The sequence below is a fragment of the Luteimonas sp. RIT-PG2_3 genome, from assembly GCF_054902115.1.
Genome location: NZ_JBUBPF010000019.1, coordinates 1 through 26,250, shown reverse-complemented (window position 1 = coordinate 26,250; position 26,250 = coordinate 1). Strand labels below are relative to the sequence as shown.

The following is a 26,250-nucleotide window of genomic DNA, read 5'->3' as shown; positions in this document are numbered from 1 at the left end:
GGCGGGGCAGGCATGCAGTGGAGCAGGCGCGCAGTGGAGGACGGGGCTACTGCGTTCCGCGCTGCAGGAACGGCGCCTGCTGGTAGAGCGCTCTCTCGCCGCCACGCGGATCGTCCTCCATGCGCGCGGTGTCGGCGAACACCATGGTCTCGCGCCTTGCCAGCGAATACGGCGACCAGCCGGCGGTGGCGCCGCTGCGCGGGTCGCCATGACGGGCGAACGCCAGCAGGGCGTCGCGCATCGTGGAGGCGACACGTTGCGCCTCGGGACCGTGGCCGGTGCGTGCGTCGGGATGCGCGACGTTGCCGAATACCAGCGGGATGTCGAGCGCGTGGAAGGCACGCAGGCGATCGCCCTCTTCGCCGCGGGGATGCCAGTCGAGCTGGTAGGCCCAGGTGTTGCGGCCCTGTCGCGCACGCGCTTCGAGTTCCTCGACCGCGCCGCGCCAGGAGCGCCCGGCCGTCGTCGCCGCGAAGAAGACCTCGGACGGCGTGCTATCCGGATACAGCCGGCGATAGCCGTCGATGATCATCTGCGGATCGATGTCGACGAACTGCTGCCTACGCAACCGCTCTGGCAGCGTCTGCCAGGTCAGCGTGAAGTTGTCCGGGTCGTTGCCGAGGAAGGCGCGCGTCTCGTCGCGGGTATTGCCGATGACCATCGGGATGTCGGCGGACTGCGGCGGGGCGTCGGGCCAGAACGGATGCCGCGGCAGCACCACGGTATCGACGACCGGCCCGAAATACAGCGCGCTGTCCTCGACGCGCGACGGGTCGCGCACCGACTGCGCGTCGAGCAGTTGCTGCATCGGCAATGTGCGCAGGCGATCGACGTCGCCGGCCGTCAGGCCCAGTGCGCCGAGATAGATCTGTGCGCGCTGCGTCGCCGCGCGCGGGCCGGCGGCGGTGACCTGCTGTCCGCTCATCGTCCACGCACGATGGAACAGGCCGCGCGCGGCCGGCATCGCCATCAATGTGGCGATCTTCGCGCCGCCGCCGGACTGGCCGAAGACGGTGACGTTGTCCGGGTCCCCACCGAAGGCCTGCGCATGCTGCCGCAACCACTGCAGGGCCTGTACCAGATCGAGCTGGCCGACATTGCCCGATTGCGCCAGTGTGGCATCGCCCAGGTCGCGCAGGTAAAGGTAACCGAAGGCGTTGAGCCGATGGTTGACGGTCACCACGACGACATCGCCATGCCGGCACAGTTCGCCGCCGTCGTACAGCGGATCGCTGCCGGAGCCATTGTTGTAGCCGCCGCCGTGGATGTAGAACAGGACCGGTCGGCGCGCCCGGTCGCCGACGGCGGGCGTCCAGACATTGAGGAACAGGCAGTCTTCGCTGCTCGGGCGCTCCCTGTTTGCACCGTCGTTGCCGCGCTGCGGCGCGGGGGAGCCGTAGGCGAGGGCATCGCGCACGCCGCGCCAGCCCGCCTCCTGCAGCGCCGGCTGGAAGCGACGTGGCGCGGTGTCGCTGCCGTAGGGGATGCCAAGGAACACCTGCACGCCATCCTCGACGACGCCACCGATGCGACCACTGCGGGTATTGGCGACGACATGGCGGGGCGACGCGGCGGCCGCGACCGCCGTAGCCCAGGGCGCGCCGGCAACCGTCAGGCCGGCGGTGCCGAGTGCGGCCCACTGCAGGAATTCGCGGCGATCGGTCATGGCGACGAGGTGCTCGCGACGATGATTGAATGGGCCCGGCGCGGGCCCGAAAAGACACGATGCCGATGGCTTGTCCAGCGCTGGTCATCCGGATGCCGGAACGGACGGGTCGCGCGGACGGTGCATCGGTCGCGAGCAGGCAGGCGGACGCCCTGGGGAGCAGGCATCGACCGGCTGTCGACAGCGTGACGACCGGTGGTGCAGTGCAGCGAAGGCGCGGAGGTACTTGTCGCCTGCGTGTCGCGGATGCGCCCTGCGCGCTCGCCGTGGATCGGCATGGAAATCCGTGTTTTCAAGGCGAATCCATCCATGCCGGCAACGTTCGCTGTGGTCGTCGACGCGCCGATGCGGCAGGCACTGTCGCGGTTCCAGTGGACAGTCTGGGGAGGGCGATCGGTGATCGGCATGCGGCGGGGCCTCCAGCGGCGGGTCGGGCTGCAATCGCGGTAGATGGTGATTTTTGCCGCACTGCACATTGAAAATGACACCGGTTTACCATACAAGACATTCCAGTCATCCGCTTTCTGCAACGCAGCATCGATCGCCAGGGAGATCCAGTTGAGCATCGACACCCACAACCCCCCCCCACAGGCAGCGCCGGGCGAGGCCGCCGACACGATCGTCGAGAGCTTCCTGCGCGCGCGCCGGCAGGGCAGCTTTCTTGCCGACTTCCCGGCCGAGATCCCGGCCGACCTGGCCACGGCCTACCGCATCCAGGACCAGGCGATCGCCGGCTGGAACGACACGGTGGTGGGCTGGAAGGTCGGCTACATCGCGGCCGAGAAGCGCGACGCGTCCGGCGACGACCGGTTGCTGGGGCCGATCTTCCACCGCAACCTGCAGGCCGCCGAAGAGGCGCATTCGTTCCCGGTCTTCGTGGGCGGATTCGGTGCGATCGAAGCCGAGTACGTGCTGCGCCTGCATGCCGATGCGCCCGCCGGCAAGTCCGACTGGACGCCGGAAGAGGCCGCACAACTGCCGGCATCGCTGTACCTGGGCGTCGAGGTGGCCAGCAGTCCGTTGGCGACCATCAACGTCCTCGGTCCGCGCGTCGTGGTGTCGGATTTCGGCAACAACAACGGCCTGATCCTGGGCAAGGAAATCCCGGACTGGCATACGATCCCGGAAGTGGACCTGATCGCGCGCAGCTATATCGATGACCAGCTCGTCGGCAGCGGTGGCGCGACCACGCTGCCGGGCGGCCTGCTGGCCGCGTATGCGTTCGCGCTGTCGCGTTCGGCGCGGCGCGGGCGTCCGCTGAAGGCCGGCGACCTGATCGCCACCGGCAACGCGACCGGCATCCACGACATCACGCCCGGGCAGCGCGCTCGCGTGGCGTTCGAGGGCTTCGGCGAGATCACGGCGGTCGCGGTGGCGGCCGGGGAGCAGGGCTGATGAACGGTCGTCGTCGATTGCTGGCGGCCGGTGTCGGCGCCCTGTGCGCGGCGCCACTGGCGTCGCTGTCGCTGCGCGCGCAGGACGACAGCCACGTGCTGACCGCCACCGACGTACACGTCAAGGATTATCCGACCGTGGCCGCGGTGGAATGGATCGGCCAGACGATGGCGCGCGAGACCAACGGCCGCGTCCGCCTGCGCCAGTACCACTCCGGGCAGCTGGGACGCGAGTCGGAAGCCATCGACATGGCGCGCTTCGGCGCGATCGACATCACCCGCGTCTACGGCGGGGCCTTGAACAACGCGTTTCCGCTGACGCGCGCGTTGTGCCTGCCGTATGTGTTCGACTCGGTGGCGCACATGCGCCATGCACTCGATGGCGGCGTCGCCGACGCCGTGCTCAAGGGGTTCGAAGCTCGCGGGCTGGTCGGCCTGGCAGTCTACGACAGCGGTGCGCGCTGCTTCTACAACACCAAGCACCCGATCGTGTCGCCGGCCGACCTGGCCGGGCTGAAACTGCGCGTCGCCTCGTCGGACATGTTCATCCAGCTGATGCGCCTGCTCGGCGCCAACCCGACGCCGATGTCGCTGGGCGACACGTTCTCGGGCATGGAGACGCACATGATCGATGGTGCCGAGAACAACATGCGCAGCTTCCACTCCAGCCGCCACTTCGAGGCCGCACATTACTGGTCGCAGAGCGATCACTCGTACGCGCCCGACATCCTGCTGATGTCCCGCCAGTCGCTGGACGCGTTGCTTGCGGACGACCGCCAGCTGCTGCTGGACACCGCGCGCGCATCGGTGGCAGTGATGCGCGAGCAGTGGGACGCGTCGGAAGGCGCGGCCCGCCAGGCCGTGCTCGATTACGGCGTCAAGACCAACGAGGTCGACATGCCGGCGTTCCGCAAGGCCGCCGAACCGCTGCGCGAGCAGTACCTGCGCCAGTCCGAGATCCAGACCCTGTATCGCCGCATCCGCGACCTCGCCTGAGCGGTCACCGCCGCGCTAGCCTCGCCCGACCAACGGAATCCTCGATGTCAGACCCTATCGCCGCCCCTCCTGCCAGCGTCGCGCAACGTGCGCTGGACCTGGTCGCCAACATCGTCATCGGCCTCGCCGCGACCGCCCTGCTGGGGCTTGTGGTAGTACAGGGATGGCAGGTGTTCGCGCGCTACGTCATCAACGACTCGCCGAGCTGGACCGAGCCGGTCACGCTGCTGCTGCTGAGCGCGTCGATGAGTCTGGGTGCCGCCGCCGGCGTGCATACCAACCGCCATTTCGGCTTCTTCCTGCTGCACGACCATGTCCGTCCGGGCGTGCGCAAGGCGATCGACCTGCTGGTGCCGCTGGTGATCGCGTCGATCGGCGCGGTGATCGCCTACTGGAGCGTCGTGCTGCTGTTCGACGGCCTGCACATCAAGACTGCGGGGGCCAACCTGCCGCAGAGCATCAACTACCTGCCGCTGTCGCTGGGCGGCGCCCTGATGGTGCTGTTCTCGTTGAATCGATTCGCGCTGGTGCTGGGCCGGATGCAGACACAGGGAGCCCACTGACATGGCCATCACCCTCCTGTTCCTCGTGTTTGCCGCCCTGCTGATCATCGGCGTGCCGGTGGCATTCGCGCTGGCCGCCGCAGCGTTGGCCGCGCTGCTGTACCTCGACCTGCCGACGATCGTCATGGTCCAGCAGATCTCGGCGGGTACCGGGTCGGCGTCGCTGATCGCGATTCCGCTGTTCATCTTTGCCGGCGAAATCATGATGCGCGGCGGCATATCCGAGCGCCTGATCTCGCTGGCGTCGTCGCTGGTCGGACGCATGCGCGGCGGACTGGGCCAGGTGTCGATTCTGTCGTCGCTGTTCTTCGGCGGCGTGTCGGGCTCGGCGATCGCCGACGTGTCGGCCGTTGGCGGCACGATGATCCCGCAGATGGTCAAGCGCGGCTACGACCGCGATTTCGCCGTCAACGTCAGCATCACGGCTGCGCTCGTCGCACTCCTCGTGCCGCCGTCGCACAACCTGATCCTGTTCTCGGCGGCGGCCGGTGGCGGTCTGTCGATCGCCGACCTGTTCGCGGCCGGTATCGTGCCCGCGCTGCTGATGACGGTCGCGCTGATGATCACCGGCTACGTGGTGGCCCGCAAACGCGGTTATGGCGTGGAAGTCTTCCCGGGCTGGCGCGCGGTGCTGGTGCGCCTGGTGTCAGCATTGCCGGGCCTGGGCCTGGTGGCGCTGATCTTCATCGGCATCCGCGCCGGCATCTTCACCGCCGTCGAGAGCGCGGCGATCGCGGTGGTGTATGCGTTGCTGGTGACGATCGTGCTCTACCGGCAGCTGCGGCTGCGGGAGTTCATCGAGACCGTGGTGCATGCCGCGCGCAGCACCGGCGTGATCCTGTTCGTCATCGCCACCGCGTCGGTGTTCGGCTGGTTGCTGGCCTACCTGCAGGTGCCTGCGGCAGCCGTCGAGTTCCTGCAGTCGTTCGCGCACAGCCAGTTCATGGTGCTGCTGATGATCGTGGTGATGTTGCTGCTGCTGGGCACCTTCATGGACCTGGCGCCGATGATCCTGATCTGCACGCCGATCTTCCTGCCGGTCGCGCGCGCCTACGGTATCGATCCGATCCATTTCGGCCTGGTGCTGGTGCTGACCGGTGGCCTGGGCCTGGTCACGCCGCCGGTGGGCTCGGTGCTGTTCATCGGCACCTCGATCGGCAAGATCAGCGTCGGCGAAAGCATGCGCACGATCTGGCCGTTCTGGTTCGCCGGCCTCGGCGTGCTGCTGGTGGTGACGTTCTTCCCGGAACTGTCGCTGTGGCTGCCGAAACTGCTGCGTGCCTGATGCTGACGGGGCCGGTCGTCACGGGACCGGATGGTGACCCGACGGGCGCATCGCCCCAAGGCTGATACGAAGGGCGGTACCTCGCACCCCGATGACCCGGGCGCATCCAATGGCGGGCCGCCTTGTGCGGCGGGCAGCCTGGATCAAGCCATCTGAATCAGTCCGCCTGCGGACACCGCAGCACGGCGGCCTGGGCCCAGCGATGCGCCACCTGCGGCGAGGTCATGCAGACCGCGTGGTCGGTCACCGTGGTCACCGCCCGCTCCAGCAGCTGGATGTCGGCTTCGTGCTGGCGCGCGACGTGCGGGTCTTCGAAGAACACCACGCGATGGCAGCGCTGTTCGAGGACCAGGTCGGCGATCTGCGCGTCGCCGCCCATCGGCCCGCTCTGGTAGCGCTCGGTCCACGACCGGTCGCGCGGCCAGCCCCGCGTCCAGGCCAGTTCGTTGAGGCGCTGTCCGGTGGTGCCGGTGGCCACGCGCGTTGCGAAGCGCGACAGCAGCTCGAAATGGGTGTCGGCGAAGGCCAGCATCTGCGGCTTCATCGCGTCGTGCGCGATCAACGCCAGCGTCTGCGTCGCGAACGCATGCAGGTCGTCGGCGCCCGGGTCGGACGGCAGGCCGGCATGCACGCGCTCGTTCTCGATCCAGTCGCGCGCCGAGGCCACCGTCGACAGGAACGGCTTGCCATGGATCACGCACTGTCGCTTCAGGGCCTGCGCTTCGGGGAAGATCGACGACGGATCGACCGGATCGATCAGGTAGACCGCGCCATTGAGCGTGCGCCCCGGCCCGAGTCCGACGACTTCGGCGACCAGCTTCATCAGGCCGCCATCGCGGCCGTAGGGATAGCCGCGCAGTTGCGGATAGTCGGCCAGCAGGGCCTGGGCACGGATCGCGTCATGCGTACGCCCGACCGCGTGCAGGCCCAGCTGCAGCTCGCGGATGCCGGCCTCGCTGGCGCGCAGCCAGCGGAACAGCGCTGCATCGGGAGTGCCGTGGTGTCGCCGGTTTGCCGCCAGTCCGATCCGCATCCGCTCTCCGCCTGGGCAGGTGTCTGGTCCTGTATGCGTGGACCGGGCGTCGAAGGATAGCAAGCTGCGCGGGGTCGATGACGGCGAGGTACGACGACTGCTGCGATGCGGAATGCCGCGGGTCGCCTGCACTGCTACAGTGTATTGACCATCGGTGTCATTTTCCGGTGGGCACCTTTGCGCCACCCCAGCCCGAGATCCCCGATGTCCGTTTCCGTCTGCTCCCGTGCCGCGTCGAGCCACGCTGCGCCGAAGACAAGGTCCTTGCCCGTCCTCCCGTCTGTCGAGCGTGCAGCGGGCGTTGCTTCGGGACCCTGCGCAGAGGCCTTATGGATACAATCCCGCCCATGACCAGGAAAGCAGCAGACAAGCCGGAACTGGCGGACGATACCGCCACCCGAGTAGTGGCAGGACGCACCCGCAGCGGCATCAGCAAGGCCGCGACCATCAACGACATTGCCCGCTTGGCAGGCGTGTCCAAGAAGACGGTCTCACGGATCATCAACCGGTCGCCGTTGGTCCGCCAGGACACCCGCGAGAAGGTCGAGGCGCTGATGCAGGAGGTCGGCTACACGCCCGATCCCATGGCGCGCGGCCTGGCCTTCCGGCGCTCGTTCCTGATCGGCATGGTCTACGACAATCCGACCGCGCAGTTCATCGTCAACATGCAGTACGGCGCGCTCGACACGCTGCGCAATTCCGGCTTCGAGCTGGTCGTGCATCCCTGCGACAGCCGCAGCCCGGGTTACATCGACGGCGTGCGCCGGTTCGTGCAGCAGCAGAAGCTGCATGGCGTGATGCTGGTGCCGCGCGTCTCCGAGGACCAGGCGCTGGCCGACATGCTGGCCGACATCGGCTGCCGCTACGTGCGCATCGCGGCGGTGTCGATGGACAACCCCGAGCGCATGGTGGTCACCCACGACCATGACGGCGCTGCCGAAGTGGCCGATTACCTGCAGACGCTCGGACATCGCGACATCGCACTGATTACAGGTCCGCGCGATTACCGCTCGTCGATCGAGCGTACCCAGGGCTTCCTTGGGGCGCTGCAGCGTCGCGGCATCGAGCTGCCGAAGGCGCGCGTGGTCGAGGCCGGTTACACCTTCGAGTCCGGTGTCGCCGCTGCCGAGAAGCTGCTGTCGTCGAAGAAGCGCCCGACTGCGATCTTCTGCGGCAACGACGAGATGGCCGCCGGCGTCTACCGCGTCGCGCTGCGCGCCGGCATCAACGTGCCGCGCGAACTGTCGGTGGTGGGTTACGACGACAGTCCGCTGGCGTCGCGGCTGTGGCCGCCGTTGACCTCAGTGCGCCGCGATACCCGCGATACCGGCCGGATCTCGGCGGCGATGCTGCTTCAGCCCGAGGATGCGCCCCGGCAGATGTCCAGCGTGCGCCCGCACCTGATCGTGCGCGACTCCTGCCAGCCGCCGGAGTCCTGATGTCCTGAGGTCCCGACCGTCCGGGCAACGCGCCCGGCGCGGTTTGGCGCAGTGCAGTATGACACCGGTTACCAAAACCCCTAGAATGGCGCCGTCCCCGCTTGTCGTGCCCGAGTCCCGTCGTTGCCAACATCCGGCAGGTGCCGTCCGGGCTACCGTCGCCGGCCGGTTGCTCCGGTCCCGCCACGTCGCACCGCACCTGCGCCTTCACGGAGTCCGCCATGTACTACAAGACCTATTACGCGACCCATCCGGGCGTGATGCAGGACATCGGCAACGACCAGTTGCGCGATCTGTACCTGTTCGACGGCCTGTTCGTCGATGACGCGCTGCGCCTGGCCTATACCCACTACGAGCGCATGGTGCTCGGCGGTGCCGCGCCGCGCTCGGCGCCGTTGTCCCTGCCCCGGCAGACCGAGCCCGCATCGGCGGAGGGCAAGCCCTTCCTGGAGCGCCGCGAGCTGGGCGTGATCAATGTCGGCGCGGGCGCCGGCACGGTCACCGTCGATGGCGTCGTGCATGTGCTCGCCCCCAACGACGGACTGTATGTCGCGATGGGCAGCGCCGAGGTCGCGTTCGCCAGCGATGACGCCGCGACGCCTGCGCGCTACTACCTGGTGTCGACGCCGGCGCATGCGCGCTTCGAGACCAGGAAGATCGCCATCGAGGACACCGTGGCCCTGGAGCGCGGCGCGCTGGAAACCAGCAACGAGCGTACGATCCACCAGTACATCGTGCCCGCGACCTGCGCGTCGTCGCAGCTGTTGCTGGGCCTGACCGTGCTGAAGCCGGGCAGCGTCTGGAACACGATGCCGCCGCACCTGCACGACCGCCGTTCCGAAGCGTATTTCTACTTCGGCCTGGGCGACAACGACCGCGTCTACCACTTCATGGGCGAGCCCGATGCGCAGCGCCACATCGTCGTGCGCGACAACGAGGCGGTGATCTCGCCGCCGTGGTCGATCCACATGGGCGCCGGCACCCGCAACTACAGTTTCATCTGGGCGATGGGCGGCGAGAACCTCGACTACACCGACATGCACGTGCTGGATATCTGCCAGCTCAAGTGATCACCACCGGCGCGCGTCGCGCCAATCAGAACGTTTCCAACAAGGAGAATCAGATGGCGACCAATCCATTCAGCCTAGAAGGCAAGATCGCGCTGGTGACCGGTGCCAACACCGGCCTGGGCCAGGGCATCGCGCTGGCGCTCGCCGCCGCGGGTGCCGACATCGCCGGTGCCGGCATCGTGCCGGCCGACGATACCGCCGAAAAGGTGCGCGCACTGGGTCGCCGCTTCCTCAACATCGAGGCCAACCTGATCACCATCGATCCGGTCACGCGCGTGGTGCAGGAAGCCGTCGACGGCCTGGGCGGGCTGGACATCCTGGTCAACAACGCCGGCCTGATCCGCCGCGCCGATGCGGTGGACTTCAGCGAGAAGGACTGGGACGACGTCATGAACGTCAACATCAAGTCCGCGTTCTTCATGTCGCAGGCCGCGGGCAGGCATTTCATCGCCCAGGGCCGCGGCAAGATCATCAACATCGCGTCGATGCTGTCGTTCCAGGGCGGCATCCGCGTGCCGTCGTACACCGCCAGCAAGTCCGGCATCGCCGGCATCACCCGCCTGCTGGCCAACGAGTGGGCCAGCAAGGGCGTCACCGTCAATGCGATCGCGCCCGGCTACATGGCGACCGACAACACCGCGCAGCTGCGCGCCGACGAAGACCGCAACAAGGCGATCCTCGACCGCATCCCGGCCGCGCGCTGGGGCGAGCCGTCGGACCTCGGCGGCACGGCGGTGTTCCTGTCCAGCAGCGCGTCGGACTACGTCAACGGCGCGGTGATCCCGGTCGACGGCGGCTGGCTCGCGCGCTGAGCCGCGGCCGCGCGTGAGCCTACCCGGCAACGCTTCCTTTTCCATTCGCAAACGTAAAGAGAGATGTCATGAAAATCGCTTTGATGCAGGAGTTCAGCCAGGCCGCCAAGAACCCGGTGATCCTGCAGCAGCTCAACGACGTGGCCGGCGCGCAGGGCCACCAAGTATTCAACGTAGGCATGGACGGCGACAACGACCACCGCCTGACCTACATCCACCTGGGCATCGTCGCCAGCCTGCTGTTGAATGCGAAGGCGGTCGATTTCGTCGTCGCCGGCTGCGGTACCGGCCAGGGCGCGATGATGTCGCTCAATGCATGGCCGGGCGTGTTCTGCGGCTACTGCATCGACCCGACCGATGCCTTCCTGTTCGCCCAGGTCAACAACGGCAACGCGCTGGCGCTGCCGTTCGCCAAGGGCTTCGGCTGGGGCGCGGAAATCAATGTCCGCTACATCTTCGAGAAGGCCTTCAGCGGCGAGCGCGGCCAGGGCTATCCGGCCGAGCGCCGCGAGTCGCAGGTCGCCAATGCGGGCATCCTGGCGCAGGTCAAGCTGGCCTCGTCGAAGGCCTACATCGACGGCCTGCGCGCGCTCGATCCCGAGCTGCTGAAGCAGGCCATCGGCGGCGAGCGTTTCCAGAAGGCGTTTTTCGACAATGCGCAGGATGACGAGATCCGCGCGTTCGTCAGCGGCGTGCTCGGCAAGTAAGCCGGCGCGGTGCTTGCGTCCCCTCTGTCCGCACGGAAGAGGGGACGGTCCAAGGAGTCCACGGCCATGTCGATCCCGCGTCTTGCCTCATGCCTGCTGCTGCTCGCGGTCATCGCGGGCGCGGGCAGTGCCGCTGCCGACGCCGCTGCGCGCAGCGCCGTCCATGGCGCGGCCGGTCCCGCCACGCGCCACGTGTTCATCGCGGGCGACTCCACCGCCAGCGAGTATCCGGCCGAGCGCGCGCCCAGGACCGGCTGGGGACAGAAGCTCGGTGCCCGGCTCGGCGACGGCTGGGACGTGCGCAACCATGCCAGGAGCGGGCGCAGCGCCCGCAGCTTCATCGAACAGGGCTGGCTGGATGGCATCGCCAATGAGCTGTCCGCGGGCGACGTGCTGCTGATCCAGTTCGGCCACAACGACGCCAGGCGCGAAGATCCCGCCCGCTACAACGAACCGCGGCAGGCCTATCCGCAATGGCTGATGCGTTATGTAACGCTGGCACGCGAGCGCGGCGCCACGCCGGTGCTGGTGACGCCGGTGGCGCGACGCATCTTCGACCATGGGCAACTGCTCGACACGCACGGCGCCTACCCGCAGGCCATGCGCGACCTGGCCGAGCGCGAAGACGTGCTGCTGGTCGACCTCAACGACAGCTCGATGGACTGGCTGCGCGCGCTCGGCGACGACGCGTCCAGGCCGTACTACATGCACGTGCCGGCGCAGCAGCAGGCCGACGACACCCATTTCAACGAAGACGGCGCGACCGCGGTCGCCTGCCTGCTGGCATCGGCCTGGAAGGCCGCTGATCCGGCGGCCCCGGTGGGCGCGGTCGGGCGCGACGACTGCATCGCGCTGACGGCGCGCACGCCGACGCCGGTGTCGCCATCGGTGGTCGTCAACGAACGCGACATCGCGATCGAACAACCCGGGCCGCATGACGGCGAAGGCACGACCACCGCGTATCCGTTTTTCGCCGATGCCACCGGCTTCGACCTGATCTTCCGCAAGCGCGCGATGCATCCGGGCGCGACCATCGGCGACCACGTCAACGACAAGGACGAGATCTACTACGTGCTGTCGGGTCGTGGCGTGCTGACCCTCAACGACGAGGTCCGCGAGGTCGGTCCCGGCGACGCCATCCTGACCCGCAATGGCGATCGCCACGCGCTGGTGCAGCAGGGCCACGAGGATCTGGTGCTCTACATCGTCTACCAGCGTCCGCAGCGCTGAGCGCGGTGCACACCGGAAACGCCCGGCACGCACCGCCGCACACCTCGCACGCATCGACGCGTCGCAGGCGGTCTCAGCCGCCGGCGGCCTCGAGGTCGGCGCGCTGCTTGTCGACGGTCTCCTTCAATGCGGCTTCGGCGGCCCTGGCCTGGTCCAGCGGCGCCCGCATCGCATCGTGCAATTGCGTGGCCTGCGGCTGCGCGGCCTGCGGTTCGGGGGGCTGCTCGGTCGGTGGCGGCTTCGGCGGCTGGCAGGCGGCGAACAGCAGCAGTGCGGGGGCGATGAACAGGATCGGACGCATGGCGGCGGCACTCGGTTGGGCCCGGCGCTATGCTACGCCAGTCCTGATATCGAGGCATGACACATGGATCCACACCGCTGGCGGCTGGACGGACAGCTTGCACTGGTGACCGGCGGCAGCGCCGGGATCGGCCGCGCGATCGCGCGCGAACTGCTGGGCTTCGGCGCGCGCGTGCTGATCGTCGCCCGCAACGGCGATGCGCTGGAATCGGCGCGCGACGAACTGGCCGAGGAGTTTCCGAAGGGCGACATCCGCGCACTGGTCGGCGACGTCGCCGACGAGGAGCAGCGGCGCGAGATCCTCGACTGGATCGAGGACCAGGGCGATGGCCTCAACATCCTGGTCAACAACGCCGGCGGCAATGCCACCAAGCCCGCTAACGACTACACCGAGGACGAGTGGCGCGAGGTCTTCGAGGTCAACCTGTTCAGCGCCTTCGAACTGTCGCGCTACGCGCATCCGCTGCTGGTGCAGCATGCGGCCTCGTGCATCGTCAACGTCGGCAGCGTGTCCGGACTGACCCATGTCCGCAGCGGCGCGCCGTATGGCATGAGCAAGGCGGCGATGCACCAGATGACCCGCAACCTCGCGGTCGAGTGGGCCGAGGACGGCGTGCGCGTCAATGCGGTCGCACCCTGGTACATCCGCACGCGGCGCACATCGGGTCCGTTGTCGGATCCCGACTACCTCGATGAAGTGCTGATGCGCACGCCGATGGGTCGCATCGGCGAGCCCGAGGAAGTCGCCGCGGCGGTCGCCTTCCTGTGCCTGCCGGCCAGCAGCTACGTCACCGGCGAATGCATCGCCGTCGATGGTGGCTTTCTGCGCTACGGGTTCTGACGCCGGTCGCCAGCGTGGCAGGTCACTGGCGGCCTCGCATCGCCATGCCGCCAGCCCACGCCCATCAAGGCGGCGTCAGTGCGCGACCTGCAGTTCGATCCGGGAGGGATGCGTGCGGCTGGTGTGGATGCGGTGCGTCGCCTTGCGGTACTGGCCCGGCTCGACGTCCATGATGCTCGGGATGAAGGCCTGCGGATTGCGGTCGTAGAGCGGGAACCAGCTGCTCTGGACCTGCACCATGATCCGGTGGCCCTGACGGAAGGTGTGGTTGACCTGCGGCAGCCGGAATGCGTACTCCAGCGCCTGGCCGGCCGCGACCGGGCGCGCCTGCTCGAAACCCTCGCGGTAACGGCCGCGCAGGATGTCGCCGGAGATCATCAGCTGGTAGCCGCTCATCGTCGGCTCCTGCGGATCCTGGTCGGGGAAGACATCGATCAGCTTGACGACCCAGTCGGCATCGCTGCCATCGGTCTCGGCGAACAGCGTCGCGGTCACGGTGCCGCGCACGGTCACCGCATCGGTCAGCGGCTCGCCGACGAAGGTCAGGACGTCGGGCCGTCCGTCGACGAAACGCTGGTCGCCGACCAGCCAGCTGCGCCATGCGGCATAGCCGAGGTCGTCGTCATAGATGCGGCGGATCGGCCGCGGCTGGTACGGCACCGGCTTGGCCGGATCGGAGACGAAGTCCTGCGTGCTGCCGTCGGCCGCGACCGGTGCGGTCCAGCCGGTCGCGAGGTCGGGCTGCAGGAACAGTGCGCGCGGACGCGTGTCCTCGGCGCGCGGCCAGTGCTCCAGCCGCTCCCAGCGACGCGAGCCGGTGTTGAACACCGTGACCGGCGCCAGCCGATGGGCGGGCGCGTCCTTCAGGTAATGCGCGAGGAACGGCGCCAGCATGTCCTGGCGCCAGCGCAGCGCGGTGTCTTCGTTCCAGGCCATGTTGCCGAGGCGGTCGCCGCTGGCCCAGTTCTGACCATGCGCCCACGGGCCGGCGACCAGGAAGTTGCTGTCGTTGCGGCGGTCGCGCGGCTCCAGCGCGGCGTACGCGGCCGGTGCGCCGTAGAGGTCTTCCTGGTCGAACCAGCCATGCACGTGCATCGTAGGCACCTGCCGGCCCTTGCTCGCGACCAGCGCCTTGTCCAGCGCGCTGTTCTGCCAGTAGCTGTCGTAGGTCGGGTGCTGTGTCAGCGTGGTCCAGTATTTGTGACGCGCGGGATCGAAATAACGACGGCCGATCGCGGTCGGCGAGCCGGCACGCAGCCACCAGTCGTAGGTGTCGTAACGGTCGAACGGGAACGGGCTCCATGCACTGAGATCGGTTTCGAGCGCATGCACGTACTCGAAGGCATAGGCCGGGCGGAACGCGCCGTTGTGGAACCAGTCGTCGCCCATCCAGAAATCCACCGCCGGATTGACCGGTACCGCCACCTTCAGCGCCGGGTGCGGATCGATCAGCGCCATCAGGCTGGTCCAGCCATCGTAGGAGGTGCCGTAGATGCCGACGCGGCCATTGTTGTGGTCGACGTGCTTGACCAGCCAGTCGATGGTGTCCCAGGCATCGGTGGTCTCGTCGGTGGCGCTGGTGTTGAACGCGCCGCGCACCGGGCGTTGCAGCACGAAGTCGCCGCTGGAACCGTGGCGTCCACGGATGTCCTGGAAGACGAAGATGTAGCCCTCGAGTTCGGCCAGGCTGGTGCCCAGCAACGACTGCAGTTTCGGCTGGTGCAGCGTCTTCAACTTGGACGCGGCGCGATACGGCGTGCGCTGCAGCAGGATCGGCAGGGAACGTGTGATCTGCTTCGGGGCCACGATGAAGGTGCGCAGGCGTTCGCCATCGCGCATCGGCACCATCTCCTCGATCAACACGAAGTCGTCGTCCGGTGCCGCTTGGCGCACGACAGCCTGGGCCGACCCCGGCAGCAGGTGCATTGCCATGACGCTCAGCGCGAACAGGCACAGCGCCAGCAGGTGGGGCGGGGCCCATTTCCGGGTCGCCCGCAGGGACGTTGCGTGGGTCACAGACATGCCGGGATTCCAGAGGCGAAGGCGCTGGATTGTAGGCACGACCGCGCTGGGCTTGCCAAATGCACCGGCACGGCCTGCGCCGAACGTCATTTTTTCGCGGCCGCTGACGCCGGTGTGGCGTGCGCGGTCGCTGTCCGCGTTGCGCGTGCCGGAAAGAGGTTGGCGGAACGCGCGCGGGCTACGCCATCAAGCGCCCCGCGCGAGCCGCTGCGAACGCGTTCCCCGCAGCAGGCAGGCCGATCGAGGATCGGCCCGCCTGCCTGACGTCGTGGCCTGACGCGTCAGCGCGTGCGTCGGCACTGGCCGCCGCGGCACTGGCGCTCTTCGTCGGCCAGCCCGTTCTCGGGATCGGCCAGGGTCGTGCGCGCCGCGCCTGCGGCGGATCCACCCGAGCCATACGAAATCGACAGGCCGATGCTGTTGGCGCGGGTCGCGTTGCGGCCCTGCTCGTGGCCGAGCTTGAACGAAAACAGCCAGCCCGCGTCGAGCTTGATGTCCATGCCGGCGCTGATCGACAGGCGGTCGTCGTAATAGCTGCGCAGGCGCAGGCCGTAGTCGTTGAGCGCCGACTGCTGGACGTAGTTGATGCGCGCCATGCCCTGGTTTTCCAGGGCCTGCGCGTATTCCACGTTCCAGAACGGGCGGTAGCGCGCCGACAGTTCGCCGAACACGAAGCTGCCTTCCACACCGATCGCCAGCGCGGTGTTCTGCACCTCCTGGTTCCGATAGACCAGGTCGTAGAGGCCCAGTCCGCGTTCCCGGTAGGCATCCAGCGTCGTGCGGCTGCCGTCGAGGCGGCCGTAGCCGGTCAGCGACAGGCCCTTGTCGTTGCGGTGCTCGTAGCCCAGCGTCAGCGATCCGAAGACCTGGTCGCCGTCGCGTTGCGCGGCGGCGGCGCGGCCGGCCGGATCGCTCCAGCGCACGAGGTCGAAGTCGAGCTGGCCGTACGCCAGCATGCCGTCGACGAACACGTGCCTGCCGGCGCCCCAGAGGCCGTAGACCGCGAGCGATCGCTGGTCGGCCTTGACGCTCGACGGCGAACCGGAGGCATCGCTGTCCTGTCGTGCAACGCTGCCGGCGATACCGATCAGCGCGTGTTCGCCGAGGGCGCGGTCGGCACCGACGGTGACGCCATCGCTCTGGAAATCGTATTTGCGTCCGCCACCGCTCTTGCCGAAGTTCACGGTGCCGGCCATCCAGATGCCCCAACCGTTGCGCACCGCCGGCCAGCGCGAGCCGACGGCCTGCCCGACCGGCAGCGCCATGCCCGGGATGCGTTCGTCACCGGCATAGTTCAGCGACAGCGCATTGCTGGACGCGTTGTTGCCGTTGCGGATCTGGCGCAGGCGATCGCGGATATTGCCCTGCTGCGCGGCCGCGAAGCGGATGCTGGCATCGACCTGCGCCTGCAGTCCGGCCACGACTTCCGCGTCGAGTGTGGGGTCGGGACGGTCGGTGACGACCAGGCGCATCTGCACGCTGGCGTCGGCGAAACCGCCCGCCGCGGCCTGCGTCGCGACCAGGGTCGCGGTGCCGGCGCCGACCAGGGTCACGGTGCGGCCGTTGACGGTGGCGACCCGCGGATTGTCGCTGCTGTAGCTGAAACTGCCCTCGCTGTTGCTCTGTGGTTCGGGCAGGTCGAAGGCCGCTTCGCCGAAGATCTTCTGCAGTTCTTCGGGCCATTGCAGCACCGGTGTTGCCGCGGCGATCGTCACCTCCAGTACGGCCTGCGCGGCGGCGCTGTAGTTGTCGTCGCCGGCCTGGTCGGCGGTCAGTCGGCACAGGCCTGCCGCCAGCATCGTCACGCGGGCGCCGGTGACCTGGCAGACGGCGGGCGTGGTGGCTGCAAAGACTAGCGGCATCGTTGAAGTCCCGCCGCTTGCCGACACCTCGAAGCTGCCATTGGGGACGTAGACGGGCGTCGCCGGGAGGGTGACGAACTCGGCGATGACCTGGGCCGCGCGTTCCACCACCAGCGTGGTGGCCTGGTTGGCGCTGAAGCCGTTGGCATCGCTGACCTGCAGCGTGAACGCATAGCTGCCGGCCTGCGTCGGCTGACCGGACAGCTTGCCGTCTGTGCTCAGGCTCATACCGGCCGGCAGCGCACCGGAGACCAGCGTGAACGTGTAGGGCGCCGTGCCACCAGAGGCCTGCAGGGTCTGGTCGTAGGCCGTGCCATGGCTGGCGGGGCGCACGCTGTCCTGCTGCAGTTCGATCTGTGGAGCGGCCACCGTCAACGTGTAGGCGCGATCGACCGAGAACGGACCGGTGCCGGTGCTGCTGTCGGTGGCGCGCAACGTCAGGTTGAAACTGCCCGCGGCCGTGGGCGTGCCGGACAACTCGCCATCGCTGGCCAGCGTCAGTCCTGCCGGCAGCGTTCCCGAGATCAACTGCATCGTGTAGGGCGCCGTGCCGCCGCTGGCGATGAGCTGCTGCTGGTAGACGCTGCCACCGACCGCATCGGCAAGGCTTGCATTGTCGAGCGTGATCGCTGGCGCCTGCACGGTGATGCTGACCGTGGCCGCGGCCGACGTCGTGTAGGCATCGGTGGCGGTGTAGCTGAAGCTGTCGGCGCCGGCGTAGCCGGGCGCAGGCTGGTAAGTGATCGTGGTGCCGGTCGCGATGGCTGTGCCATGTGCGGGCGTGCTGGCGACCGCCACCGATGTCGGCGTGCCGATGATGTCCAGCGTGATCGCCGTGGCGGCGGCCGCGTAGGGCACGTTGGCGCTGACCGCTGATGCTACCAGCGCGGGAGCAGGCGTCAGTGCGTTGGACGCGATCGACGACGCACCGCCGCCGACCGGATTGATGGCGCGCACGGTGAACGTGTACGAGGTGCCGGGCGACAGTCCGCTGACGACGATCGGCGACGCTGCGCCGGTGCCGGTCAGTCCTCCTGGAAGCGAGGTCACGGTGTAGCTGGTGATCGCCGTTCCACCGCTGGACGTGGGCGCATCGAAACTCACGCTGACCGCGCCGGGGGTGTCGAGGGTGGCGACCGGATTGGAGGGGGCGCCCGGAAGGACCGCATTGACGGCGAAGGTGTGCGTGACCTGTTGGGCTGGCAGGTAACTGCCATTGCCGGGCTGGTCGGCATGGATGGTGCAGGCGCCGGCAGCGACGAAGCTCAGTACGCCGCTGCTGGTGATCGTGCAGACCGCGGTGGTCGACGACGTGAACACCGGCGTCAGTCCGGAATCGGAGGTCGCAGTGAAGGTCGGCGTCGTGCCGAAGTTCTGCGCACCCGGCGCGGCGAAGGTGATGGTCTGCGACGCTGCGGTGTAGATCGGGTTGGAGGAGGACGACATGCTGCCGGTACCTGCAACGTTGGTCGCGGTGACGGTGAACGTGTAGGCGATGCCGTTGGTCAGGCCGGTCACGACGATCGGCGAGCCGCTGCCGTCGGCGGTAAGGCCATCCGGGCTCGATGTGACCGTATAGCTGGTGATCGGCGCGCCACCGGTAGAGGTGGGCGCCGTGAACGAGATCGACGCCTGGGTGTCTCCCGCGGTCGCGGTCACGGCGGTCGGCGCGCCCGGCGACACTGCGGCGACGGTGAAGGTCTGGCTGACCTGCTGAGCCGCCAGGTAGCTGGTGTCGCCGGCCTGGTTGGCGTTGATGGTACAGCTGCCGGCGCTGACGAAGGTCAGCGCACCACCGGCTGTGGTGGTGCAGACGCCGGTTGTTGATGATGTGAAGCCGATCGGGTAGCTGCCACCTGCGCTTGAACTTGCGGTCAGCGTGGGCGTGGTCCCGAAGTTCTGCGTGCCGGGATTGCCGAAGGTGATGGTCTGGGGCGAGGCTGGCGTGATCGCGTTGCTCGCGGCCGAGGCCGCGCCGGTTCCGGCCGCGTTGTCCGCGGTCACGGTGAAGGTGTAGGCAACGCCGTTGGTCAGCCCGGTTACGGTGATCGGGGAACTGCTCCCGGTCGCGGTCGCGCCCCCTGGACTGGCGGTCACGGTATACCCGCTGATCGCATTGCCGCCGCTGCTGGCAGGTGCCGTGAAAGTGATCGTGGCCTCGGTGTCTCCCGCGGTCGCGGTACCGATGGTCGGTGCGGCGGGCGTCACCGCGTTGACGGTGAACGTTTGCGTGATCGTGGTCGCGGCGTTGAACGTGGTGTCGCCGGCCTGGTCGGCATCGATGGTGCAGGTGCCCGCGGTGACGAAGCCCAGCGTACCGTCCGAAGTGATCGTGCAGACGCCGGTCGTCACCGAAGAGAACGTGACCGGCAGGGCGGAGGTGGCGATCGCAGTCAGTGTCGGCGCGGTCCCGAAGTTCTGCGCACCAGGGTTCGCGAAGGTGATGGTCTGTTGGCCCTTCGGCGTTGCCAGGTTGGAGGCGCTCGATGCCGGGCTGGTACCGATGGCGTTGGTCGCGGTCACGGTGAACGAGTACGCGGTGCCGTTGTTCAGTCCGGTCACGGTTGCGGTGCATGCCGCTGGGCCGGCACAGGTGCCGAAGGCGCCGCCCGGGCTGGCGGTGGCGATGTAGGTGGTGATCGCCGCACCGCCATTGCTGGCCGGTGCGGTGAAGGTGACGCTGACCTGGCCGTCGCCTGCGGTGGCGGTGCCGATCGTGGGGGCGCCTGGCGCGGTCGGGATGGCGACCGAGTGCGTACTGCCGCTGGTGTATGCCGCCGGTCCCGCATTGCCGGCGGCATCGGTGATGTTGGTAGAGGCGTTGAGGTTGAGCTTGAGGGTGCCGACGCCGCTGATGGCGTTCACCGTGACATTGAATGTCGTTCCGGATCCGGAGACGCTGGTGACGCTGCCGCTCGCACTGCCGGTCGTGGCCAGGGCGAAGTCATCGGTGGACACGTTGCTGACGGACTCGCTGAAGACGACGGTGAAGCTCACCGTTGTAGCGCTGGAGGCCGGCGATCCTGTCACGGTGATGCTGGCGACCGAAGGCATGACACCGTCGATCACGAGGGCCTTGTTGGCGCCCAGCGAGTTGGCGGTGCCCGGCGTGGCCAGCGTCAATGTCGCGTTGTTGCCGGCGGCGTCGCGGAGGGTGCCGCCATTCAGGGTCAGCGACGAGGTGCCGGCGTAATCCAGGTCGGCGGAGCTGTCGCCGGCCTGCACGGTGTAGTTGAAGCTCAGCGTGCTGGTGCCGCTGCCGCTGGTGTAGTTGACCGCGCGGTCGGTGGCGCCGGTTTCCAGCGTCAGCTGCGGCGTACCGGTGACGGTGACCGTCTCGCTGAACGCGATCTGCAGGCTGATCACGTCGCCGACCTTGTAGGTACCGTTGGCTGTCGACGCATTGACCGAGGACACCGTCGGCACGATGCCGTCGATGACCAGGTTCTTGTTGGCGCCCAGCGAGTTGGCCGCACCCGGCGATGCCAGCGTCAGGATCGCGCTGTTGCCGGCGGCGTCGCGGATCGTGCCGCCATTGAGCGCCAGTGCGCTGGTGGCGACGTAATCCAGGTCGGCCGTGGCGTCGCCAGCCTGCACGGTGTAGTTGAAGCTCAGCGTGCTGGTGCCGCTGCCGCTGGTGTAGTTGACCGCGCGGTCGGTGGCGCCGGTTTCCAGTGTCAACCGCGGGGTGCCGGTGACCACGACGTTCTCGCTGAAGTTGATCTGGACGGCAATCACGTCGCCGATCTTGTAGGTGCCGTTGGCGGTGCTGGAATTGATCGACGTGATGGTCGGCGGCGTGGTGTCGGGCACCACGGCGTCGTCGATGACGATGTTGTTCAGGGAATGGAAGCTGCCCGCGTCGCCCGTGGTGCCGCCGGCAGACTGGAACAGCCTGACGTCATCGACATTGCCGAAGTCCGGGAACGCTGCCAGTGAGATGGTGCTCGGTTCAGCGGAAGGGTTGTAGCCCTCGAACGTCATGGAAGCGACCTGTGCGCCGTCCCGGTAGCCGACCACGCTGATGGTGGTCGAGATCGTTTCGCCCCAGTTGTAGTACCGGAACGTAGTCAGCTTGAACTCTTCTCCACCGGCTGAGCGGATGGCCATGCCTCTCATCGGGGTGTTGGCGCCGTCGTCGTAGGTCAGTCCCGAATAGGAGGCGTCGGCACTGAACATGAATCCGGGGTCGCGCCAGTGAATGACCCCCGCGCTGGTGCCTGCGACGTCGAGGATATTGACGACGTTGATGGTGATGCCGGGGATGCTGGCCGATCCGCCGTCGCCGTCAGATGCGGTGCCGTCGCCCAGTCCCGTGTCGTTGGAGAACGTCAATGTCGTCGGCGCGGCGTAGGCCGGCGTCAGTGTCGCGACCGTTGCCAGCAGCAGGACGCAGGCCATGCGCATGAAGGCGTTGCCGCGTCGCGCGGCAGCGGAGGGGAGACGTGGCATGGCGTTGGCTTTCATTGGAACCCGAGCATCGAAGTGGATATCAGCGTTGAAGGCCGGGCGTCGCTGCGCGCGCTCCGGGGAAGGGTTTGTGGTGGTATGGCGATAGGTGGCCGGCCATGGCGTTGCGCATGGCGGGCGGGCGTCGATCGGTGCGACGTGTCGTGGCGACGGGACGTTGCCGTTGAAAACGGCAGGTCCGTGCAGGCAACGGCGTGCGGCGGCTGCGGGCCGGTGCGTGATGGTCATCCCTGGATCCCCTGAATCCTTGCGTGCGGCGCCTGCGAGGCACCCTTGCTTGTTTCGAAAACGAGCGCGGACGGTCACCTGCCCGGAGAGGCCGATGTCGCAAGCGCCCTGCTGTCTGTATCCCGCACACACCTTCGCCCCACCGCGTCACGCGGAGGCGATGGAGGTCCGGATCTGTTTCCCCCCGAGATGACGTCACTTCACTTCATGCCATATCCCGCCTCCCCGAGGCGGGCTGTTCATCGATGGCACCACGACAGGTCACGGGGTACCCGACGAGGCGCGGAAGTCTAGCACCGCTCCCTTGTCGCGAGCCTGCAGGTCCCGTGCCAGCCGTCCATCACCGACGCATCCATGCCGGATCGGCGGGCAGACAAGCGCAAGACGCGAAAAACTGCCGTGCCTGGATCAGCGCGTGCGCCGGAAAGTGCGTCACGCCCCCGCATCTCATCTCGCATCTCATTCCGCGTCTCACCCCATGAGACGTCTCATCTCCAGCATCTGGCTTTTCCCGTGATGCGGAGTCTGCTCTGAACGCGATCCTGAAACCGATGCCGCCGTCGCAGTCTGGAGGTGCGGGTGCCCTGTTGCCGGTCGACGACGCGCGTTCACCCCACGTGGATGGCGGTCGACTCGCCGCGCGACTGGCCGCGAAGTATCCCGGGCGCATCACCGGCAACCTGCTGCTGCGCGGCCAGCCGGGTCGCTACGCGCCGATGCCCGACGATGTCCCTGCGGCGCTGGTCGAGGCGTTGCGTGCGCGTGGCATCGACCGGCTGTACAGCCACCAGGCCGAGGCCTGGGCCGCCACCCAGGCCGGCCGCCATGTCGTCGTCGCGACACCAACCGCCTCGGGGAAATCCCTGTGCTACACACTGCCGGTGCTGTCGGCGGCCCTCACCGCGCGCAGCAAGGCCTTGTACCTGTTTCCGACCAAGGCGCTGGCACAGGACCAGGTCGCCGAACTGCTCGAATTCAACGCCGCCGGTGGACTGGGCCTGCGCGCGGCGACCTTTGATGGCGATACGCCCGGCGATGCGCGCCAGGCGATCCGCGTCAGCGGCGACATCGTCGTCAGCAATCCGGACATGCTGCACCAGGCCATCCTGCCCCACCACACCAAGTGGGCGCAGTTCTTCGAGAACCTGCGCTACGTCGTCATCGACGAGATCCACACCTATCGCGGGGTGTTCGGCTCGCACGTGGCCAACGTGATCCGGCGGCTCAAGCGCGTCTGCGCCTTCTATGGCGTCAGTCCGCAGTTCATCCTGTGCTCGGCGACGATCGGCAATGCGCGCGCGCACGGGCAGGCGCTGATCGAAGCGCCGGACGAAGACGTCGCGGCGATCCTCGAAGGCGGCGCGCCGCGCGGCGACAAGCACGTCCTGCTGTGGAATCCACCGGTCGTGAACCCCGACCTCGGCCTGCGCGCATCGGCGCGCTCGCAGTCCAACCGTATCGCGCGGCTGGCGATCCGCTCCGGACTCAAGACCCTGGTGTTCTGCCAGACCCGGTTGATGGTCGAGGTGCTGACCAAGTACCTCAAGGAAGTCTTCGACCACGACCCGCGCAAGCCGCGCCGCATCCGCGCCTATCGCGGCGGCTACCTGCCGACCGAGCGCCGCGCCGCCGAGCGCGACATGCGTGCAGGCGACATCGACGGCATCGTCAGCACCTCGGCGCTGGAACTGGGCGTCGACATCGGCAGCCTGGATGTCGTCGTGCTCAATGGCTATCCGGGCAGCATCGCGGCGACGTGGCAACGCTTCGGTCGCGCCGGCCGCCGCCAGCAGCCATCGGTCGGCGTGCTGGTCGCTAGCTCCGAGCCGATGGACCAGTACGTGGTCCGCCATCCCGAGTTCTTCGCCGATGCCAACCCCGAGCATGCGCGCATCGAGCCCGACCAGCCGCTGATCCTGCTCGACCATATCCGCTGCGCCGCCTTCGAACTGCCGTTCGTCGATGGCGACGGCTTCGGCCCGGTGGCGCCGGCGCCGTGGCTGGACGTGCTGGCCGAATCGGGCGTGCTGCACCACGAGGGCGATCGCTGGGAGTGGATCGCCGACAGCTATCCCGCGCAGGCGGTGAACCTGCGCGCGGTCGCCGACGGCAACTTCGTCGTCGTCGACCGGACCGACGGCCGCCAGACGATCATCGCCGAGGTCGATTACTCGGCCGCGGCGCTGACGCTGTACGAAGGCGCGATCCACATGATCCAGTCCGAACCGTTCCAGGTCGAGCGACTGGACTGGGAAGGACGCAAGGCCTACGTCACGCGTACCCGCGTCGACTACTACACCGATGCGATCGACTACACCAAGCTCAAGGTACTCGACGATGCCGAGCAGGCCGAGGCCGGCGAGGGTACCGCGCACCTGGGCGAAGTCCACGTCGTGCGCCGCGTGTCGGGCTACAAGAAGATCCGCTTCCACACCCACGAGAACATCGGCTACGGACCGGTGAACCTGCCGGACCAGGAACTGCATACCAGCGCAGTCTGGTGGCGGTTGCCGCAGCACGCGCTGGATGTCGCGTTCGATGCGCGCCACGATGCCCTCGACGGATTCCTGGGCGCCTCGTATGCCTTGCACCTGGTTGCCCAGGTGGCAGTGATGGCCGAGAGCCGCGACCTGCAGAGGGCCGTCGGCAGCGGCGACGGCACCTGGTTCGCCACCGCCGACACGCGCGGCCGTGGCCAGTTGCGCGACGGTGACGGCGCCAGCACCGCGATCGAGCTGCTCGGCCGTTTCGCCCCGACGCTATACCTCTACGACAACTACCCCGGCGGCGTCGGATTGTCGCCGCCGTTGTACGAGCGCCGCGACGCGCTGCTGGCGCAGGCCATCGAGCTGGTCGACCGCTGCAGTTGCCGCGCCGGCTGCCCGGCCTGCGTCGGCCCGATCCTGGCGGCCGAGGAAGTCCAGCAGCGCACGCCCAGGCAACTGTCCGCGCGTGTGCTCGCCTTGCTGGCGCAGGCATGACCGCACTGGCGAAACGGCTTGGCCTGCTGCGTGGGCAGGCCGGGACGACGACGGCCCTGGCGACGCCGCAGGCGCGGTCGTTCGGTGCCCTCGGTGGCGATGCGGCGGCGACAGCCCCCACACCTGTGACGCCACGATGGCCAAGCGTGGGCGGCGGCGACCGCGAGCGTTCGCCGGAGGAGATCGTGGCCCAGCTGCGCAAGCTGATGCGGTTGCGCGTGCCTGTCGTCGAGCGTCCTGAGGCGCCGATCGATCGCGTGCTGCCCGGCGAGGAGATCGCGCCGGGACTGCGCTACCTGGAGCAGTGGACGCCGTGGCCGCATCGTGATGCGTCGCTGGACCTGCACGAGATCCGCCACGACACCGCGCAGCGCGGCGACCTGCTGGCCTTCGATACCGAGACCACCGGACTGGCGGGTGGCACCGGCACGCGTGCCTTCATGATCGGCGCCGCCGACGTCCGTGACGACGGCCTGCGCATCCGCCAGTTGTGCATCACCACGCTGGGCGCCGAGAGCGCGATGCTGCGGGCGTTCTCCAGCTGGCTGTCGCCGACGACGGTACTGCTCAGCTACAACGGCCGCAGCTACGACCGCCCGCTGCTGTCGACGCGCTACCGGCTTGCGCGGCTGCGCGATCCGCTGCCGGACCTGCGCCACATCGACCTGTTGCATCCGGTGCGCCGACGCTATCGCGGCGTCTGGGCGAACTGCAGGCTCGCCACCGTCGAACGCGAACTGCTGGGCGTGCTGCGCGAGGACGACCTGCCCGGCAGCGAGGCCCCGGGCGCGTGGCTGGCTTACCTGCGCGGCGGCAGCGCCGACAAGCTGCGTCGCGTCGGGCTGCACAACGCACAGGACCTGCGCAGCCTGTTCGGCGTGCTGGAAGCGATGCGCGACGACCACGGCAATGCGCTGGCGTCGTTGCGGGCGTCCCTGCCTGGCTGAACACCGGAGCAGATGCGATCTGATCCGGTCTTTCCGTGCGCAATTGATGCTTATCGGCGGGTGGCCACAGGCATACGCTGCGCGCATCCCCACACCGCGCCGCGCGCCATGAACCCCGTCGTCGAATTCAACCTGGCCCTGATCCTGTTCCTGCCCTGGTTCGTGGTGCTGGCGGTGCTGTACTGGATCTTCCCGCGCCAGCCCCGGCATCTCGCCCGCCGCCTGTTCGACCTGGCCGCGCTGGCGCTGGCCGTTGCGCTGGCGGCCTGGGGGATGTGGTGGAGCATGGAGAATGCCGACCCGACCGCCGGCGCGATCTGGAAACAGGTGCTGGCGACATCGGTGTCGTACGGTCTGTTCCTGGGCGTGATGACGGGGCTGGCGCGGGAAGATCCAGTACAGCA

19 protein-coding genes are annotated in these 26,250 nt (G+C 68.2%); 13 read left to right on the top strand and 6 right to left on the bottom strand.

Translation table 11 applies throughout. The features are described from left to right. Positions 1–46: 46 nt before the first annotated feature. Both ACYX7E_RS18295 and ACYX7E_RS18290 read right to left on the bottom strand, forming a co-directional pair. On the bottom strand, positions 47–1,666 hold the full coding sequence (locus ACYX7E_RS18295; RefSeq protein ID WP_462082046.1) for a carboxylesterase/lipase family protein: 1,620 nt from the start codon (positions 1,664–1,666) through the stop codon (positions 47–49). Then, positions 1,663–2,232, bottom strand: a complete 570-nt coding sequence (locus ACYX7E_RS18290; RefSeq protein WP_462082045.1) for a hypothetical protein — start codon at positions 2,230–2,232, stop codon at positions 1,663–1,665. The genes ACYX7E_RS18295 and ACYX7E_RS18290 overlap by 4 nt, the downstream gene beginning before the upstream one ends. Here ACYX7E_RS18290 and ACYX7E_RS18285 point away from each other — a divergent pair. From ACYX7E_RS18285 to ACYX7E_RS18270, 4 genes are read left to right on the top strand one after another with little or no spacing between them, the layout of a single operon-like run. Further along, positions 2,225–3,061 (top strand): 2-keto-4-pentenoate hydratase, encoded by an 837-nt coding sequence (locus ACYX7E_RS18285; RefSeq protein ID WP_462082044.1) that lies wholly within the window; start codon positions 2,225–2,227, stop codon positions 3,059–3,061. The two genes, ACYX7E_RS18290 and ACYX7E_RS18285, sit on opposite strands and share 8 nt — an antisense overlap. Beyond that, complete coding sequence (locus ACYX7E_RS18280; protein WP_462082043.1) at positions 3,061–4,056, top strand: TRAP transporter substrate-binding protein; 996 nt, start codon at positions 3,061–3,063, stop codon at positions 4,054–4,056. The genes ACYX7E_RS18285 and ACYX7E_RS18280 overlap by 1 nt, the downstream gene beginning before the upstream one ends. Before the next feature lie 44 nt (positions 4,057–4,100). Beyond that, on the top strand, positions 4,101–4,619 hold the full coding sequence (locus ACYX7E_RS18275; RefSeq protein WP_462082042.1) for a TRAP transporter small permease: 519 nt from the start codon (positions 4,101–4,103) through the stop codon (positions 4,617–4,619). A 1-nt stretch (position 4,620) separates the two neighbouring features. Continuing rightward, a complete protein-coding gene (locus ACYX7E_RS18270; RefSeq protein ID WP_462082041.1) occupies positions 4,621–5,904 on the top strand; it encodes a TRAP transporter large permease in 1,284 nt (427 codons plus the stop codon). Between the two features lie 157 nt (positions 5,905–6,061). Here ACYX7E_RS18270 and ACYX7E_RS18265 read toward each other — a convergent pair whose 3' ends face one another. Further along, complete coding sequence (locus ACYX7E_RS18265) at positions 6,062–6,937, bottom strand: methylglyoxal synthase (RefSeq protein ID WP_462082040.1); 876 nt, start codon at positions 6,935–6,937, stop codon at positions 6,062–6,064. A 404-nt stretch (positions 6,938–7,341) separates the two neighbouring features. On the opposite strand from ACYX7E_RS18265, the gene ACYX7E_RS18260 reads away from it, so the two are divergent. The 5 genes from ACYX7E_RS18260 (at position 7,342) to ACYX7E_RS18240 (ending at position 12,195) form a co-directional block, all read left to right on the top strand. Continuing rightward, positions 7,342–8,376, top strand: a complete 1,035-nt coding sequence (locus ACYX7E_RS18260) for a LacI family DNA-binding transcriptional regulator (protein WP_462082068.1) — start codon at positions 7,342–7,344, stop codon at positions 8,374–8,376. A 221-nt stretch (positions 8,377–8,597) separates the two neighbouring features. Beyond that, positions 8,598–9,446: a 5-dehydro-4-deoxy-D-glucuronate isomerase gene (kduI, locus tag ACYX7E_RS18255; protein ID WP_462082039.1), complete on the top strand. Its 849-nt coding sequence runs from the start codon at positions 8,598–8,600 to the stop codon at positions 9,444–9,446. Between the two features lie 53 nt (positions 9,447–9,499). After that, positions 9,500–10,258, top strand: a complete 759-nt coding sequence (gene kduD / locus ACYX7E_RS18250; RefSeq protein WP_462082038.1) for a 2-dehydro-3-deoxy-D-gluconate 5-dehydrogenase KduD — start codon at positions 9,500–9,502, stop codon at positions 10,256–10,258. A 68-nt stretch (positions 10,259–10,326) separates the two neighbouring features. Beyond that, the gene (locus tag ACYX7E_RS18245; RefSeq protein ID WP_462082037.1) at positions 10,327–10,965 is read left to right on the top strand and encodes an RpiB/LacA/LacB family sugar-phosphate isomerase; all 639 of its coding nucleotides are present in this window, start codon (positions 10,327–10,329) and stop codon (positions 10,963–10,965) included. A gap of 66 nt (positions 10,966–11,031) precedes the next feature. Continuing rightward, positions 11,032–12,195 (top strand): GDSL-type esterase/lipase family protein, encoded by a 1,164-nt coding sequence (locus ACYX7E_RS18240; protein ID WP_462082036.1) that lies wholly within the window; start codon positions 11,032–11,034, stop codon positions 12,193–12,195. Positions 12,196–12,268: 73 nt separating this feature from the next. Here ACYX7E_RS18240 and ACYX7E_RS18235 read toward each other — a convergent pair whose 3' ends face one another. Next, positions 12,269–12,496, bottom strand: coding sequence for a hypothetical protein (locus ACYX7E_RS18235; RefSeq protein WP_462082035.1), 228 nt, complete (start codon positions 12,494–12,496; stop codon positions 12,269–12,271). 63 nt (positions 12,497–12,559) lie between these two features. Between ACYX7E_RS18235 and ACYX7E_RS18230 the strand changes: the two genes are divergently transcribed. Next, entirely contained in the window at positions 12,560–13,336 is a 777-nt protein-coding gene (locus ACYX7E_RS18230) for an SDR family oxidoreductase (RefSeq protein ID WP_462082034.1), read from the top strand. A gap of 75 nt (positions 13,337–13,411) precedes the next feature. Here the strand turns inward: ACYX7E_RS18230 and ACYX7E_RS18225 are convergent, their stop codons facing one another. Both ACYX7E_RS18225 and ACYX7E_RS18220 read right to left on the bottom strand, forming a co-directional pair. Then, a complete protein-coding gene (locus tag ACYX7E_RS18225) occupies positions 13,412–15,358 on the bottom strand; it encodes a CocE/NonD family hydrolase (RefSeq protein WP_462082033.1) in 1,947 nt (648 codons plus the stop codon). A 281-nt stretch (positions 15,359–15,639) separates the two neighbouring features. Continuing rightward, on the bottom strand, positions 15,640–21,672 hold the full coding sequence (locus ACYX7E_RS18220; protein ID WP_462082032.1) for a fibronectin type III domain-containing protein: 6,033 nt from the start codon (positions 21,670–21,672) through the stop codon (positions 15,640–15,642). Positions 21,673–22,469: 797 nt separating this feature from the next. On the opposite strand from ACYX7E_RS18220, the gene ACYX7E_RS18215 reads away from it, so the two are divergent. The 3 genes from ACYX7E_RS18215 to ACYX7E_RS18205 form a co-directional block, all read left to right on the top strand. Beyond that, positions 22,470–24,899: a DEAD/DEAH box helicase gene (locus tag ACYX7E_RS18215; protein ID WP_462082031.1), complete on the top strand. Its 2,430-nt coding sequence runs from the start codon at positions 22,470–22,472 to the stop codon at positions 24,897–24,899. Further along, a complete protein-coding gene (locus ACYX7E_RS18210; RefSeq protein ID WP_462082030.1) occupies positions 24,896–25,846 on the top strand; it encodes a ribonuclease H-like domain-containing protein in 951 nt (316 codons plus the stop codon). Before ACYX7E_RS18215 ends, ACYX7E_RS18210 begins: the two co-directional genes overlap by 4 nt. Before the next feature lie 108 nt (positions 25,847–25,954). Beyond that, positions 25,955–26,250 (top strand): hypothetical protein (locus ACYX7E_RS18205; protein WP_462082029.1); only part of this gene is annotated, 296 nt, incomplete at its 3' end.